This is a genomic window from Streptomyces sp. NPDC005566 (assembly GCF_040605575.1).
GTDB lineage: Bacteria > Actinomycetota > Actinomycetes > Streptomycetales > Streptomycetaceae > Streptomyces.
The window spans coordinates 20,880-35,199 of the sequence record NZ_JBEXDB010000010.1 but is presented as its reverse complement, the minus strand read 5'-3'; the positions used below and the strand labels follow the sequence as shown (position 1 = coordinate 35,199).

Here is a 14,320-nt window from a genome sequence, read left to right as displayed (position 1 = left end):
GCAACACACGGTAGTCGCGTATTGCCCGAGCCCGCCGCGCAGTTGTCGAACTTGCCCACCATCCGTCCCGCTCTGGTATGAGGGTTCGCATGGATGGCCGAATACGCCTGGCCCCGTTTCCGACCGGTCATGCCGCAGTCGAACTGACACGCCACGGAGGGAATGGCGCCAGAACCGTGCGCCTGCCACTCCTCGAATTCCGTGGCCCGGCCCGCAGGGGACGATCCAGCCGAGGGCCCGCTCTTCGGCATCCGAGGCGTCGATGCTGTGACGGCAGGAAAAACCAAAGAGGACCGCCTCGCAAAAGGCGGTCCTCAGGGGTGATGTTCGGTCGATCAGGTCAGTCCGGTCTCCTCGCTCGCGCAGCGAAATGGACCGGTTCGAGGGAGAATCCGGCTTGCCCGTCGACGAATTCGGACACCCCGACCGCCACCTTCGAGCAGACGACCCAGCTCACGGCGTCCTCGCTGCGCAGCGCGAGCGCCAGCAGCGGATTCGGCCGCGGCCGGAGGTAGCCCGTGGCCGCGATCTCCGCCAGAAGCGCGTCGTCGGCCGACTCCAGGCTGAGACCACGAAACGTGCGCCCGATGTTCATCCGCTCCACCGCCTCGAACCGGAGACCGATCGGTTCCGTGTCCCGACCCTGGCCCGACAGGCTACGGATGAGCAGTTGGGAGTGCCCGATACCGTAGAGCCACAGCTGGAAGGTCAGCGGACTCGACCAGAGGACGTTCTTCCCGGAATCCTGTGCCTCACTCAAACGGGTTCCCCACCTTTTTTCCCCTTGCGGTACCAGGTCACCCTGCTCCATGCACCGGACGACTTGCTGAGCTGGTACATCTCCCACCGTGTCGCCCCCTGCATCTCGGGCGTCGGTTTGAGCGAACTGCCCAGTTTGGCATACGCGACGGGATCCTCGATCCCGTCGAGGTTGACGTGGATGTTCGTCTTGCCGTCCTTGAGGAACTTCTTCACGTGCTCGTACCACCAGGAACTGTCGTCCCATTCCTTGTAGGTGGTGGCCCCCGCTCCATGGCGAAGATGTCCAGAGCCGAATCGTCGCCGCCGACGGTCTACTTGCCCAACGCGATGTCGTCGCAGTTGTGCACGAGGACGGGAGTAGTACCCGCGGCCACGTAGTAGGCGTGCACGCCGGCGATGGTGAGGTCGTGGGTGTGCTGCCGCTCGTCGAAGAAGCGCTGCCCCGTCAGCTGGACTCTGTCGCCCGCGGGAGTGAGCAGCTCCATGCCGGCGCGCATGTCACCGGCGTCGACCCACCGCTGCTCGGAATCGACCCAGAAGGGATGGGTCACCGTCGTGGTGAGTCTGGACGGCCCGTCGGCGGTGGCGACCGTCGGCTGCACGAAGTGCTTGTCGTCCTCCGTGACGATGGTGCGGACGACCTCGCGTGCCGAGTTCTTCCTGGTGCCCGGATCGGTGACAGTGACTTTGTCCCCGAGGGCGACTTTCTTGATCTCCTTCGTAGATCCATCGGCCATCAGGACTTTCGCGCCGGGCAGGAAGCTGTGGTTCTCACACGAGTCCCTGTCCTTCTTTTTCTTTCTCTCCCTCGCCTTCGCCTTCTTGGATTTCTCCAGCGCGTCCCTTGCCTTGTCCAACCTCTTCTCGGCCTTGCGCATGCGGTTGATCGAGTCGTAGAGGTCGTCGATCAGCGTGAGAGCCTTGTAAACAGTGCCTTCAGCGCTGATCCGACGAAGAGGGATCCGACTTCCACCGCGGCCTTGAGGCACGTGCCCACCGATGGATTCGACGCGCAGTCCTGAAGCGCTCCGGTGACCTCGCCGAGGTCCGTGTCTTCGACCGCGTCCTGCCCGCCGCCCAGGTGGCGGAGATGATGGCGGTCAAGCCGACCCGCTTGAACTACTGGCAGCCCCCGGTCGACCGCGAAGCATGCCGCGACAAAGATCACCGAGTTGATGTCGGACATGTGTTCTTGCACGGCGCTGGTGGCGCGTGGCAACCGGACCCTCGTACGGCACGCCGACGGAACGGTACGAGGGAACGCCACCCCTGCCCGACCTCGTCGGCACGTCCTGCATCCACTCCCCGGGCTCCGACGACGGGTGCGGAGCGAGGTTGGAGGTGCCCCGGTGGATCGGCCGCAGCGCACCGTGCGGCTTGCCGCCCCGGAGGTCCAGATGTGCCCGCAGATGCCTGCGACACCGCCGACGAGCCTGAACCCAGCGCATCTCGGGTCAAGAGGCCGATGTGATGGCCGCCCGTCAACGACGGAGGCGCGACACATCGCCCAGCCGGTTCAGTGCCGCCGCCGTCAGCGCCGTGATCGCCGCCGGGAGCGCCGTGCGGACGTCCGGGGCGTAGTGCGAGGAGTGGTTCGGGGGGATCTGGGCCGGTGAGGCCTCCCACTGTCTGCGGCCCGTCGTGCCCAGCATCCAGTAGGCCAGGCGGATTCCGGGTTCGCCGTGAACGGCGAGGCCCGCGTCGCCGTAGAGCGGGAAGTCCTCGGCCGCCATCGACGCGGGCCAGGTCGTGACCCGTTCCGGGCCGTACAAGGCCGTGTGCGCGGACCGGATCGCCTCCGTCGTGTACGGGTCGACCCGGAGCGCCGCGGAGCGGGACAGCGTCGTCAGGTCCGGGTCACGCGGGCAGGCGGAGGCCGCGCACTCGGCCCGGACGATGCGGTCCAGCGCCGCAAGCGCCCGGTCCAGGGTCTCGTCGGTGAGGGCGCGCAGGCCGATGCCGAGTTCCACGGTGTCCGGGACGACGTTGACCGCCGCGCCTGCCTTCACCGTGCCGACGGTGAGGGTGAGTTGGTCCGCAGGGGCCGTCTCGCGGGAGGCGATCGTCTGGAGGCGGCTGATGACGGCTGCCGCCGTGACCACCGGGTCCACCGTGAGGTGCGGGGTCGCGGCGTGGCCACCGCGTCCGTGCAGGATCACACTCAGGGCTGCGCTCGCGGCGGCCATCGGGGTGTGCGGGCCGCCGTGGGCGATCATTCCGACGGGCAGCGGCGCCGCGTGCTGGGCGAGTACGGCGTCCGGGCGGCCGCAGCGCTCGTACAGGCCGTCCGCCAGCATCGCGCGGGCCCCCGTCAGCGTCTCCTCGGCCGGCTGGCCGACCACGACCAAGGTGCCACGCCAGTGGTCTGGGGTGCGGGCCAGCAGGTCGGCCGCGCCCGTGGCCGCGGCAAGATGCAGGTCGTGGCCACAGGCGTGCATGGCGCCGTTCCCGCTGGCGTACGGCAGGCCTGTGCGCTCCGTCAGCGGCAGTGCGTCCAGCTCGGTGCGCAGGTATACGCGGGGACCGTCGCCGTTGCGCAGGACGCCGGCCACGCCGTGGCCTCCGATGCCTCGAGCGACCTCGAACCCGGTGGCGGCGAGCCGGTCCGCGAACAGGGCGGCCGTGCGGCTCTCCTCACCGGAGACCTCCGGGGTCCGGTGGACGTCCAGGTAGAGGGTGAGCGCCGGCCGTACCGCCAGGTCGGAGTGGGCGAGGGCGGGGTGGTGCGGAGTCACAGGATTCCTCCGTGAGGGAGTTGGGTGGCGGCCCGCTGGCGCCGCGTGCCAGCGATGTGTGAGCGCGGGGCATGCCGAACGGTGAGCGGTCGGCGGTGGAATGGGGCCGTACACCCCACGCAGGCGGCCTTCCCCACCTCGGTGGGCCCCCGATCCGGAGGAGACACCCATGAACAAGGACCTGAGCACCCTCGCCGACGAGATCCTGGAGCTCGAGGCCGAGACCTTCGAGATCTCCGACTACTCGGACGCCAGTGAGGTCGTGCTGGCCGGTTCCACCAGCACCAGCTCGACCTCGACGTGCAGCTCCACCACCAGCACCACCTCCTGCTCCGCCTGATCGACGTCAGCCCGGTCACAGGGCACGCCCGGTATCCGTTCGCTCGACGGATACCGGGCGTCCTTGTGGTCGCGCGGCGTTACGGGAAAGGGTGCGGCACCATCCGGATCTCGGCGTCCGCGAGGTCCGTCGTGCGGTGGCCGCCGCGCCGCAGCGCCGTGCGCAGCCGGGGCATCAGCGGGGCCCGCTGACGGTTCCAGCCGAAGTCGATCGGCAGGAGGCCGGGCACCAGGGTGCTGACGGTGCGCAGGCCCATGCGTGCCTGCTCCGGGGTGGTCTGGTCGACCGCGATCACGTCGTGGCCGGCCGCTGTCAGTTCGCCGACGACCGCTCGTACGTCGTCGCTGAGGTCCCCCGTGCGCGGGCGCTGCGAGTCTTCCCACCGCCGGTAGACCTCGTCGAAGGGGCGTACCGCGAGGGGTGCCAGATAGCTGCGGGCGTGGGCGGCCATCCTGGGCAGCCCGTACAGCTGGGCGTGGTCCTTGAGGTGTCGGACCCGGTGGAAGTCGTCGGCCATGGCCTCCAGTTCGGCACGGCGCTCCTCGGTCTGCCGGGCCAGGTGCGGGATGTAGGTGAGGACTTCCGAGAGGGCGCCCTCCACGGCGGACCGGGGGTCCAGCGATGCTGCCGCGGCGAACGACAGGGTGCCGGGGCCGCCGTCGCGGCGTACGGCGACGGCGGTGGCGACCGGGATCGCCAGGTCGACGCGGTTGTCCAGGACGTGGACGTCGTAGCCCTGCAGCGCGGCCCGTTCCGCCATGGCGGCGGCGGTGGGGCCGCCCACCGTCGCCAGGTCGATCTCGGTCAGGCGGGCGTTGCCGTACCAGGCGTTCAGGAAGGCGTCGCGTTCGACGAGTTCCAGGAGACCGCCGAGGACCGCCTCCTCCAGGCAGCCGCCGATGGCACAGCCGTTGGAGCACTCGAAGACGAAGTTGTCCGCGGCCAGCCCGGCGCTGTAGTAGACGAGGCGGGAGGGCACCAGGAGCGGTCGGTCGTCGCGCAGGGACCAGCCCCACTCCCATGGGATGGCCCGGTCCGGGTCGAAGGGGTCGACCATGGGGTCGTCGCGATAGGTGTTCGGGGCGTAGAAACCGCAGGTGGCGGGGTCCACGGCATCGGCCTTGAGGTCGTTCCAGGAGCCGGTGACCGGAGTGGTGCGGCCCCGCCGGTGGGTTCCGGCGTAGCGCTCCAGGCCCTCCAGGAAGGCCAGCGTTCGGCTCGTGGCGAAGGCGTTCTCCTGACCGCTCCAGGTGACGTCGTTGAGCCCCGCGTATCCGCGTACGAAGACACTGCCGGCGACCGGTGCTGTGGTCGGTGAGGTGACGTTCAGCCAGGTACCGCCGCCGAGGGCGCCGCAGACCGGGTTGGCGAGGGCGCCCGTGGGGATCGGGTACGAGGAGGCGGCTCGCAGGCGGTAGGTGCCGGGGTCGGGCTTGGGGCGAGTCTCCAGGGTGAGCGGGCGGGGCCGCGCCGGGGTGCCCGGCGGTGCGCAGTCCGGGCAGAGGGGGTCCGCGAGGAGAGGGTACGTCCTTACCTGAAGGGTCATCAGGTCGAGTCGGGAGACCTGGGGAAGTGCCTGGTCGGCCGGGTCGGTGGCGGGAGGTGCGGCGGCAGGGTCGTCATGGAGCAGCGCGGTGCACAGGGCGGCGACGGTGTCGTACACATGGCCGGTGAACAGCGGCCAGGCGCCCGTCGGTCGGGGCCCGTCCGGGCCTCCGGTCTCCAGGGCGTCGCGCTCCGAGCGGCTGCGCAGCCGCTGCCAGCGCAGGGCCAGGCAGCGCCCGCAGGCGGGGGCGGTGCCGTCGCCGCCCCAGGGGCCGATCAGTACGGCGGAGGCACTGAGGTGGACGCGCGCCCCGGCCCTCAGGTGCGCCCAGGGGTCGGGGGCGCCCCGGCCGCCGAGCGTGGCGGCGGCGTCGGTGGCGCCGACCGGGACGACGGGGACGTCCTGGCCGAGGCGGTCGGAGAGCGCCTTGTGGAGCGCGCCCCGCGCCGTCTCCATCGGATGCGGCCGCGGCCGCGTGGGGGCGGTCACGAGGTCCTCGTCCAGCGGAACGTCCTGACCGCGATCACGCCGAAGACGAGCGCGAACACGGCGAGTCCGGCGCAGCCCACCGCGACGTCGGAGCCGTCGCCGCGTCCTGTGAGCGCGTGGGAGACCGCGTCGTTGAGGTAGCGCAACGGCATGACCAGGGAGACCTTCTGCAGCCAGGTGGGCATGGCGTCCAGCGGGAAGAACGAACCGGACAGGAACGCCATGGGCAGCATCAGGAAGTTGGCGACGGCCGCGACCGACTCGGGGGTGTCGGCGAACGAGCCGATGATCACGCCGAGCAGCAGGAAGGTCGTGATGCCGAGGGTCATCACCGGGACCAGCAGCGGCCACCCGGAGGCGGGTTCCAGCCCGAACAGCGGGAGCATGGCCACCCCGATGAACAACAGGGACTGCACCACGCCCACCACCAGGGCGATGACGTAGCGGGATCCGATCACGGCGGACAACGGGGCCGGGGACATCCGGATCAGCCGCAGGATGTCGTCGGAGCGCCACTGCATCAGCGTGAACGCGATTCCGAACACAGCGGCGTTGGCGACACCCCAGGAGAGCACCCCGGCGGCGGTGTACGAGATGTATGACAGGCCGCTCTGCTCGACCGCCTGGCCCCGGAAGATCAGCCCGAAGACGACGAGGAAGAGGAGCGGGAAGGCGAAGGTGAAGAAGAGAGTCGTCCTGTCGCGGACCTGGGCGCGGTAGCCCGCTCCGGTCAGTGCGGCGTACGCGCTCATGGCTGGTGCTCCGTGGTGGTCTCGGCGGTAGGGCGGCGGGGGTTCGGGTCCTGGGCGAGCCGGGCGGTGAGGTCGAGGTAGACGTCCTCCAGGCTGGGGGTGCGGGTCTGTACCCCGTCCAGGCCGACGAGTTGGTCGAGAGCGCTGAGGACCCGGCCGGTGGTGTGGGTCTCCAGGACCAGGGAGCCCCCCTGGACGGTGACCCGTTCGACGCCGGAGATGGCCACCGCCTTCTGCTCGTCCAGCCGGCCGAGCGGCAGCAGCAGCCGGCTCGGGGAACGGGAGGCGTCCACGAGGCTGTGCGGGCTGTCGGTCACGGCGATCCGCCCGTCCACCAGGATGGCGATGCGGTCGCAGAGTTCCTCCGCCTCGTCCAGGTGGTGCGTGGTGTAGACGATGGTGCGGCCCTCCGCCTTCAGCCCGCGCAGTACGTCCCAGAGGTCGCGCCGCGCCTGCGGGTCGAGAGCGGCGGTCGGCTCGTCCAGGAAGATCAGCTCGGGCCCGTGGACGAGGGCGGAGGCGATGGCGAGGCGCTGGCGCTGGCCTCCGGAGAGGTTCTCCACCTGGACGTCGCGCTGCCCGGTGAGCCCCACGGAGGCGAGGGTGGCGTCGGCCGCCGCCCGCGAGGCCCCGTAGAGGGCGGCGACGGTACGCAGGTGCTCGTGCGCGGTCTGCCGGACGAAGAAGGCGGAGGACTGGGTCTGGATGCCGATGCGGGGCAGCAGGGCGGTGTTGCGCGGCCACGGGGACTCGCCGAAGAGGGCGACCGAACCGGTGTCGGCGTGGCGCAGCCCTTCCATGATCTCCACCAGGGTGGACTTGCCGGCGCCGTTGGGGCCGAGGAGGCCGAAGAACTCGCCCCGGCGAATGTCCAGGGACACGTCGTCGACGGCCTGCCGGTCCCCGTACCGCTTGGAGACCCCCTGCACGTGGACGGCGGTGGGTGTGGGTCGCATGGCCTGTTCCTCACTCATGTGGTGCGTAGTTCCTTCGGTTCGAGGGCGGTCGCACGGTCGGGTCATCGGCGCAGCAGCAGGAACACCACCGCGCAGGTGCCGGTCGCGGCGAGGAGGAGCAGGAAGGCCGACCCGATGCCGTACGCGGTGTAGACCAGCCGGGCACGGCGGGGATAGGCGGCGGTGGCCTCGGAGCCGGTCCGGCGCAGCGCCAGATAGGTCCGGGTCTCGCGGGCCAGGTGGGCGGTGCCGAGGAGGTGGCCGAGCATGCGGTAGCCGTCGAGCGGGGGCAGCGGGACGAGGTTGCTGAGTGCCTGGACGCTGCCGAGCAGCAGCAGCCCGGCGAGCAGCGGGCGGGCCGGGTCGTCCTCGGGCAGCGCGTACCACCAGATCCCGAAGGGGAGCAGCAGCACCAGGTTGATGTACGCGCCCGCTCCGGCGATCACGAGTTTGGCGCGCCGGCCGGGGATGAAGAGGTAGTCGTCGACCGTGCAGTACAGCATCGCGGCGGGGAATCGCCAGCGCAGCCCGATCTCGGCGACATGGCCGCCGTAGTGCTGGGCGGCGACGCCGTGGGCCAGTTCGTGGACAGTGATGCTGAACCACAGGAACAGCGCGACGGCGGCCAGGGCGACCGGTTGCCGAATCAACTCGGCTGTGCCGCCGATGAGTTCACCCGGGTGCAGGGCGAGGGCCAGTACCAGGGCGAGGGCGGAGGCCAGCAGCGGCAGCTGTATCGCGCGGTGCAGCAGGGGGCGCAGGGTCAGGTGCAGCCGCGCGGTGGTCGCGTCGGCGTCGGCGACCATGCGGCGGGTGCCGCGCCAGAAGGTGCCGGGGCGGGGCGGGGCGTGCGCAGGGGGTGGCGGGTCGGGCGCACCGTCCAGCAGGCCGCGTGTGCCGAGGAGCCCGAGGAGTCGGTTCCAGCTCTCCTCGGCGAGGCGGCGGCCGAAGCGGGCGGCGTACTCGGGGGCCAGGTCGTCCAGGGTCCTGGTGCCGTCGAGCCGGCAGATGACGAAGTGCTCCTTGGGCCCGATCTCGGACACGGCGCCGGTCGCGGGGTGCCGGATGAGGTGCACGGTGCGCGGGCCGCGCAGCAGGGACGGGCCGATCCGGACCCCGGCCCGCAGCGCGGGACGGTAGGCCCGGGCCGCACCGCGGGCGGCGGCGGACGCGGGGGCCGGGGTGTCGGGGGTGGCGGTCATGCGCCGGCCGCCTTCGGCGAGCCCGCCGGGTCCGGCTCCCTCAGTACCTGACCGAGCATGAAGGAGAGGTACGCCTCGTCCCGGATCGTCACATGGAGCCGGTTATTGGTCATGTGCATGTACGGGGACAGCAGCCGGGGCAGCACGGCCGGCACGTGGGTGACCGCCTCCAGCGGCGCCGCGTCCGCGGGTTCCGCTCGCTCCTGGCCGGCGTCCTCCCGGGCGGGCCCTTCCCGGACGGGGAAGACCAGCTCGCCCCGGGTGGTCAGGTCCTCGATGCGGCCGCGCAGTTCGAGGCAGTGCTCCGCCCAGCCGCGCAGGAAGCCCGGCAGCCGCCCCAGTTCGCCGCTCCTGACGGCCGTCCGTATCTCGGCGAACCGGCGGCCCAGTTGGGGCGCCATCCGCGCGTACGTGGCCTCGTACTCCTCGGAGCCGATGAAGCCGGTGCCGGGGAAGGCCCGGTGCCAGAAGGCGTAGTAGCTGTCCAGGTAGTCCGCGAGCCGGTTCTCCTCGGGCAGGAAGCAGCCGGCCATCACCATCATCAGCTGGGCGGAGGTGCCGAGCAGTACGGTCCGCAGGTGCAGGTTCATGGTCCGGAAGGTTTCGATGACCAGGTCGCTGGAGTGCCGGAAGTGCCATTCCGCGAGCTCGACGCCGGCCGCGCCCCCGTACTTGGCGTACTCCGGGGCGTAGGGCTCGTACGCGAAGGAGTTGTTCGGCCGCAGGTTCATCCGGCCGTCCTCGCCCATGTAGCGGGCGCGGTCCTCACCGGGGAACTCGATGTCGAAAAGCTCGTTGTAGAAGTCCTTCAGGAAGCCGGAGTCCACCTCGTACAGGGCGGGCCGGGTGCGGAGGAACTCGGTGAGCGCCTCCTCCGCCCGGCGCTTCACCTCGGGGGCGGCTCCGGCGTCGGCGGGGCGCAGCCGGAGGCGGACGTGCGGGCCCTCGAGCCAGTAGTTGATGAAGAAGTGGCCCGTGAGCAGCCCTTCGGCTGTCAGCCGGTCCACCAGTGGGCGGACGCAGTTGACCAGCATCGGCTGAGGGCTGGCGGCGTAGAAGACGTGCAGCGCGATCCACTCCCCCGGCGGTGCGGGAGCCGGGTCGGGGGTGGCGGGGCTCGGCGAGATCAGTTTCTGCATGTGGGGCCGTCCTCGGTACGGGAGGGGCGGGAGGTGAAGGTTTCCACGGCCAGCTCGGCAACGTGACGGCCCTGCGCGGAGGTCAGGTGCAGTCCGTCCTCGGTGGGGAGCATCTCGCGCAGGACCACCGAGGCACCCGGTGTCCGGTCCACCAGGGCGTCGAAGGCGGTCAGCGACAGCGGGCTGTCGAAGTCCACGTACAGGGGCTTCGCGCCGGGGGCGCGGCGACCGGCCTCCTGGACCGTGGCGAAGACCTGGTCGGGCAGCCCGTGGACGCGGCGCCATCGCTGCCAGGCCAGGTACCACTGCGCTTCGTCCACCTCGGGGCGGCGGTCCGGGAGGACGGCGGCGTCCGCCGTCCAGCTGCGGCGGCTGATCACGACGTCGCCGTGGGCCACGCGCGGCCGGCGGGTGACGCCGTCCACGGAGGGGCCCTGAGGGACGCCGCCCCAGACGTCGGCCGGCGTCATGGTGCTCGGCGACAGGAGCAGCAGGGTGCGGGGAATCTCCGGCAGGGCCACCGGGACGAGGTAGCCGAGGTAGACGGGGATGACCTCGCGGTCCAGTCGGCGCGAGCGGAGGACCAGGCGGTCGGCGTCGTCGTCGTGGACGAGGTAGAGGTCGTCCAGGTTGAGCCGGGCGGATTCGGGGACGGTGGAGATCTCACCGGGGCAGACGATCTGGTGGTCCGTCATGCGGCCGTGCAGATTGAGATTGCTGGTGATCTGACCACCCGTCACCTCCGCGAACACTGCTTCTCGGGGCTGGCGTTCGCGCAGTTCGCCCCTCAGTCGGGCAGAGAGGCCGGGCTCGGAGGGGTCACCGGTGTCGTCGTAGACGTGGGTGAAACGGCTGAAGGGGAAGGCGAGTCCGCCGTACGAGCGGTTGAGGACGACCAGAGGGCCGCCCCGGTGACCGGGGACGGGCCCGGACACCTGGATATGGTGACTCAGCGGGGTGAAATCACCGGTCAGAGGTGCGAGCTGACCGGCGGCTGAGGTGAGGAGGCCGTCCGGCAGCTGTATCTCCTCCGCCGAACCTTCCGTCTCCCACAGCTCCCGCATACCGGCCACGAAGCTCCGGCGGGTGTCGTCCAGGGTCCGCAGGGCGCTCTGTCCGAGCCAGTTCTCCTCCGGGACGTAGGTGCCGTCCTGGTCGAAGGTGGTGCGCTTGGACGTGAACGAGATGTACTGGTCGAAGAAGTCCTCGTGGAAGTCGTGCACCAGCCCGAGCAGGTCGTCGCAGCGTCCGCCGCGCCCGTAGCGGGCCGTGAAGAAGCCGCGCAGGGTGATGCGCTGGGGCAGCGTGATGTCGAACATGGGCAGGATGCCCTCGACCGCCCTCAGGGCCCGCCCGGTCTCCCCGGCCAGCAGGCCCGGCGGACAGACCAGGTCGCCTCCCGCACTCACGTCCTCGTACAACAGCGTCTGCGGCAGGGCTGGTTCGGCGGCTCCCAACTCCTTCTGCACCTGGAGGAGCCCCGCGCGCAGGGTGCGCAGCAGCGCTCGGCGGGTAGGGACGTCGGCGGCCGGGTAGGCCGCGAGGCAGCCGGCCGGGCCGTCCAGGGCGTCGGCGGCGGTGTCGGCCCAGGGGGCGCCCAGCCCTCGCAGGGCGTGCTGGAACGAGCGCAGCGGGTCCGGGCTGTGTACATCGGTGCGCAGGCCCGGCGCCCGGACCATGCCGAGCTGGAGCAGCGCGGTGGCGTAGCGCTCGCACTCCGCGCGGTCGGCGCCGTGCTCGGCCTGGAGCCAGTCGACCAGATCCCGGTGGCGGAGCTCGTCGCGGCTGTCGAAGAGGCCGAGCAGCCGTTCCAGGGTGCCGCTGGTGCGCAGGTAGAACAGCCGGTCGCGCACGGCGTCGAAGGTCACCGCCGCGCTGTCGTCCCCGGCCGTCACCCACTGCCGCACGTAGCGGACGCGGTCCGCGTCACGGCCCCAGCCCGGGGAGAGGACGACGGTCAGGTCCTGGCGGCGCACCGGGTCGGCCAGGATCAGGTCGGCGATCCTGCCCAGGGCGACGACGTTGAGCCGGACATGGCTGGTCCACTCCTCGCCGACGTGCAGGGCGGCGGTGGCATCCGACGGGTCGCCGTCGAAGGTTCCGGCTGCCACCGCGGTGAGAGTGGAGAAGGGACTGGTCTTGCACGCGGTGCGGTAGAGGTAGGTGAGCGCGGACCGCTCGATCTTCCGCATGCGGCCACCTGGTTGGGCACTCGTGTCGCCCAGATAGCGGTCGATCCGGGCGTCCAGGGCGGGCGAGGCCAGCAACAGCCCTTTACGGAACCGGTCATGGGCCAGTGCACTACGCAACTCAGCTCGTGCAAGGCCCAGTTCCTCGGCCAGCACCGCGGCCCCCTTGTCCAGGAGTCCGCCGTAACGGGCCCGTCCTTCCAGCCAGGCCGAGGTGCTTGCGCCGGCGGACTCGTCCAGGCCCGCGACCAGGCGCACGGCCGCCGGAGAGTCGGCGGGCAGGCGGTTGTTGAAGACCTGGCGGCGCAGGGCGAGCAGGGCCCGGCGGGTCGCGCCGTCCACCGCGTCGGCGGCCGGAACCAGCCCGTGCAGCAGGTCGCTCAGCGCGGCGCCGTCCCGGGCGAGGCACTCCTCCTGGGCCAGGAGGTCATCGGCCCAGCTCCGGGTTCGGGGGCAGCGCAGCCCGTGGACCGTAGCCACGGGCAGACCGGCGGCGCGGAGCACGAAGCGCCTGCCGGGCTCCCATCGGGTGGTGTCGTGGGCGGCGGTGTCGGGCGTCATGAGGGTCATCAGGTCTCCCCGTCAGGCGATCTCGTGGCGGAAGTCGGCGGGCCGGGGTCGCTCGTTGCCGAGGGGCATGATCAACAGGGGCGCCTCGTCCCCGTCGCCCAGTCCGAGCTTCTCGATGAAGGAGATGTTGTCGAAGCCCAGCGCCACGCCGGCGCCGATCCCGAGGGCCGCCGCAGCGACGTAGAACGTCTGGGCCACAGCGCCGGCCGTGCCGACGGCCAGCCGGTAGCCGCGGTCCCCGACCGCGTCCAGGACGGCGGTGGTCCGGACGGTCGGCACGAGAACGGCGGCCGCCTGCTCCAGGTTGTAGTTGGCCAGGAAGTAGTTCTCCTGGAGGAAAGCCCCTTGGGCGCCGGCCTCGACGAGCCTCAGTTCGTCCGCGTCCGGGTCGTAGGCGTACGCGCCGGGCTCGATGCCCTCCACGTGGCTGACGAAGGCGTAGAGCCGGGCCTGCCGCACTGTGCCGGCCGGGTCGGCGTCGCTCTCCAGTGCGGTCGCGGCGCAGGCCGCGAGGACCGCCGAGAGCTGGGCCCGGGTGAGTGGCCGGGCAGCGTCGAAGCGGCCGAAGCTGCTGCGCCGCCGGCGCAGCGTCCGACGTACGGGTACGTCGGGGAAGGCCGGGGCGGGCAGCGCGACGCGGGTGCCGCCGTCGGGCACCGGCAGGGCTGCGGCCGGGACGAGCGCGCCGGAGGCGGGGCGGTCGGCCGCGTGGGCGGTGGTCGCGGTGTGCATCGCGCGCACGGTCGGGAAGTCCAGGACGGTCCGCGACCGTTCGACGTCCCGGTGCCGGACGGCCGGGTCGGGGCCGGGGGCCGCGACCGCGGCGGGGGCCTGCTCCGCCCATCGCAGCGGGACGACGGCGAAAACGCCCTCCTCCTCCCCCGTGGTGCCGAGCAGGCCGTTCAGGCGGGGCTCGTCGAACCACAGCACGGGCGCGGTCCGCAGCCCCCGGGCGCCGGCCCAGATCCGCCAGGTCTGCACGAGCGTGCCGAGGTCGGTGGATACCACGTGGTAGGAGAAGCTGTTGTACTTGAATGAGTTCTGCCAGTACTTGACGCCGAGGATCAGGTACTGGTCGGTCTCCAGCGCCTCGGCGGGCGCGTCCGGGCCGAGAGCCTCGCGGATCCGGGCCGAGACATCACCGGTCAGCAGTCGCTGCACGGCGTGCCGGTGGACGTCGTAGAAGTGGATGCCGGGAGTGAGCGGGCCGGACGGGCCGGCAGCCCAGTAGACGCTGACCGGGTAGAGGCCGCCGCCACCCGCCGTGCCCCGCGACCAGTTGGCGTGGGTGTAGAAGGGCAGGCCGGTCAGGTCGCTGTTGGCCTGGATGCCGAGGCGGCGGCCGGTCAGCCCGTAGGAGTCCTTGAGCATGGCGGAGAGCAGCGGCAGCGAGAAGCCCGCCGGGTCGGGCGCGGTGGCGGGATCCGGGACGGGTGCGCCGGCCGGGAGCAGGCCGCGGGCCGCAGGGGCGTCGGGGAGGCCGTCGCCGTCGGGCAGGGCGTAGGACTCCACGTCGGGGTAGAACTTGCACCTGCGCGGCCCGTCGGGCCAGTCGGGCACGAAGTCGGCGGGTTCCATCGGGACGCGGCCCCGGTGCAGGACGGCGTCGGCGTACTCGTGGGCGTACCCCATGAGGTCGG

13 protein-coding genes are annotated in these 14,320 nt (G+C 71.5%); 1 reads left to right on the top strand and 12 read right to left on the bottom strand.

Annotated features, from left to right (window positions below):
* Nucleotides 1–340: 340 nt before the first annotated feature.
* The 5 genes from ABZS61_RS17590 to ABZS61_RS17570 all read right to left on the bottom strand — a co-directional run bounded on the left by ABZS61_RS17590 (nt 341) and on the right by ABZS61_RS17570 (nt 3,497).
* A complete protein-coding gene (locus ABZS61_RS17590; RefSeq protein WP_356421235.1) occupies nt 341–760 on the bottom strand; it encodes a hypothetical protein in 420 nt (139 codons plus the stop codon).
* Nucleotides 757–975 carry a hypothetical protein gene (locus ABZS61_RS17585; RefSeq protein ID WP_356421232.1) on the bottom strand — a complete coding sequence of 73 codons (219 nt, stop codon included), beginning with the start codon at nt 973–975 and terminating at the stop codon, nt 757–759. Before ABZS61_RS17585 ends, ABZS61_RS17590 begins: the two co-directional genes overlap by 4 nt.
* 98 nt (nt 976–1,073) lie before the next feature.
* On the bottom strand, nt 1,074–1,640 hold the full coding sequence (locus ABZS61_RS17580) for a Hint domain-containing protein (RefSeq protein WP_356421229.1): 567 nt from the start codon (nt 1,638–1,640) through the stop codon (nt 1,074–1,076).
* A gap of 29 nt (nt 1,641–1,669) precedes the next feature.
* Nucleotides 1,670–1,948 carry a hypothetical protein gene (locus ABZS61_RS17575; protein WP_356421844.1) on the bottom strand — a complete coding sequence of 93 codons (279 nt, stop codon included), beginning with the start codon at nt 1,946–1,948 and terminating at the stop codon, nt 1,670–1,672.
* 295 nt (nt 1,949–2,243) lie between these two features.
* A complete protein-coding gene (locus tag ABZS61_RS17570) occupies nt 2,244–3,497 on the bottom strand; it encodes an amidohydrolase (protein ID WP_356421226.1) in 1,254 nt (417 codons plus the stop codon).
* 169 nt (nt 3,498–3,666) lie between these two features.
* Between ABZS61_RS17570 and ABZS61_RS17565 the strand changes: the two genes are divergently transcribed.
* Nucleotides 3,667–3,837, top strand: a complete 171-nt coding sequence (locus ABZS61_RS17565) for a thiazolylpeptide-type bacteriocin (RefSeq protein WP_030757923.1) — start codon at nt 3,667–3,669, stop codon at nt 3,835–3,837.
* Nucleotides 3,838–3,916: 79 nt separating this feature from the next.
* Here ABZS61_RS17565 and ABZS61_RS17560 read toward each other — a convergent pair whose 3' ends face one another.
* From ABZS61_RS17560 to ABZS61_RS17530, 7 genes are read right to left on the bottom strand one after another with little or no spacing between them, the layout of a single operon-like run.
* A complete protein-coding gene (locus tag ABZS61_RS17560; protein WP_356421798.1) occupies nt 3,917–5,839 on the bottom strand; it encodes a TOMM precursor leader peptide-binding protein in 1,923 nt (640 codons plus the stop codon).
* Nucleotides 5,840–5,868: 29 nt separating this feature from the next.
* Entirely contained in the window at nt 5,869–6,624 is a 756-nt protein-coding gene (locus ABZS61_RS17555; protein WP_356421222.1) for an ABC transporter permease, read from the bottom strand.
* The gene (locus tag ABZS61_RS17550; RefSeq protein WP_356421219.1) at nt 6,621–7,598 is read right to left on the bottom strand and encodes an ABC transporter ATP-binding protein; all 978 of its coding nucleotides are present in this window, start codon (nt 7,596–7,598) and stop codon (nt 6,621–6,623) included. The genes ABZS61_RS17555 and ABZS61_RS17550 overlap by 4 nt, the downstream gene beginning before the upstream one ends.
* Before the next feature lie 44 nt (nt 7,599–7,642).
* Nucleotides 7,643–8,782, bottom strand: a complete 1,140-nt coding sequence (locus tag ABZS61_RS17545) for a M50 family metallopeptidase (protein ID WP_356421216.1) — start codon at nt 8,780–8,782, stop codon at nt 7,643–7,645.
* On the bottom strand, nt 8,779–9,921 hold the full coding sequence (locus ABZS61_RS17540; RefSeq protein ID WP_356421213.1) for a lantibiotic dehydratase C-terminal domain-containing protein: 1,143 nt from the start codon (nt 9,919–9,921) through the stop codon (nt 8,779–8,781). The genes ABZS61_RS17545 and ABZS61_RS17540 overlap by 4 nt, the downstream gene beginning before the upstream one ends.
* Nucleotides 9,909–12,680, bottom strand: a complete 2,772-nt coding sequence (locus ABZS61_RS17535; protein WP_356421210.1) for a lantibiotic dehydratase — start codon at nt 12,678–12,680, stop codon at nt 9,909–9,911. The genes ABZS61_RS17540 and ABZS61_RS17535 overlap by 13 nt, the downstream gene beginning before the upstream one ends.
* Before the next feature lie 12 nt (nt 12,681–12,692).
* The gene (locus ABZS61_RS17530; protein ID WP_356421207.1) at nt 12,693–14,312 is read right to left on the bottom strand and encodes a nitroreductase family protein; all 1,620 of its coding nucleotides are present in this window, start codon (nt 14,310–14,312) and stop codon (nt 12,693–12,695) included.
* Nucleotides 14,313–14,320 lie beyond the last annotated feature (8 nt).

What these genes read in the sequence shown, in the direction of transcription:
- ABZS61_RS17580 (WP_356421229.1), bottom strand. Translation starts at nt 1,640, where the DNA reads ATGCGCAAGGCCGAGAAGAGGTTGGACAAGGCAAGGGACGCGCTGGAG.
- ABZS61_RS17575 (WP_356421844.1), bottom strand. Translation starts at nt 1,948, where the DNA reads ATGTCCGACATCAACTCGGTGATCTTTGTCGCGGCATGCTTCGCGGTC.
- ABZS61_RS17565 (WP_030757923.1), top strand. Translation starts at nt 3,667, where the DNA reads ATGAACAAGGACCTGAGCACCCTCGCCGACGAGATCCTGGAGCTCGAG.
- ABZS61_RS17560 (WP_356421798.1), bottom strand. Translation starts at nt 5,839, where the DNA reads ATGGAGACGGCGCGGGGCGCGCTCCACAAGGCGCTCTCCGACCGCCTC.
- ABZS61_RS17555 (WP_356421222.1), bottom strand. Translation starts at nt 6,624, where the DNA reads ATGAGCGCGTACGCCGCACTGACCGGAGCGGGCTACCGCGCCCAGGTC.
- ABZS61_RS17550 (WP_356421219.1), bottom strand. Translation starts at nt 7,598, where the DNA reads ATGAGTGAGGAACAGGCCATGCGACCCACACCCACCGCCGTCCACGTG.
- ABZS61_RS17545 (WP_356421216.1), bottom strand. Translation starts at nt 8,782, where the DNA reads ATGACCGCCACCCCCGACACCCCGGCCCCCGCGTCCGCCGCCGCCCGC.
- ABZS61_RS17540 (WP_356421213.1), bottom strand. Translation starts at nt 9,921, where the DNA reads ATGCAGAAACTGATCTCGCCGAGCCCCGCCACCCCCGACCCGGCTCCC.
- ABZS61_RS17535 (WP_356421210.1), bottom strand. Translation starts at nt 12,680, where the DNA reads ATGACCCTCATGACGCCCGACACCGCCGCCCACGACACCACCCGATGG.
- ABZS61_RS17530 (WP_356421207.1), bottom strand. Translation starts at nt 14,312, where the DNA reads ATGGGGTACGCCCACGAGTACGCCGACGCCGTCCTGCACCGGGGCCGC.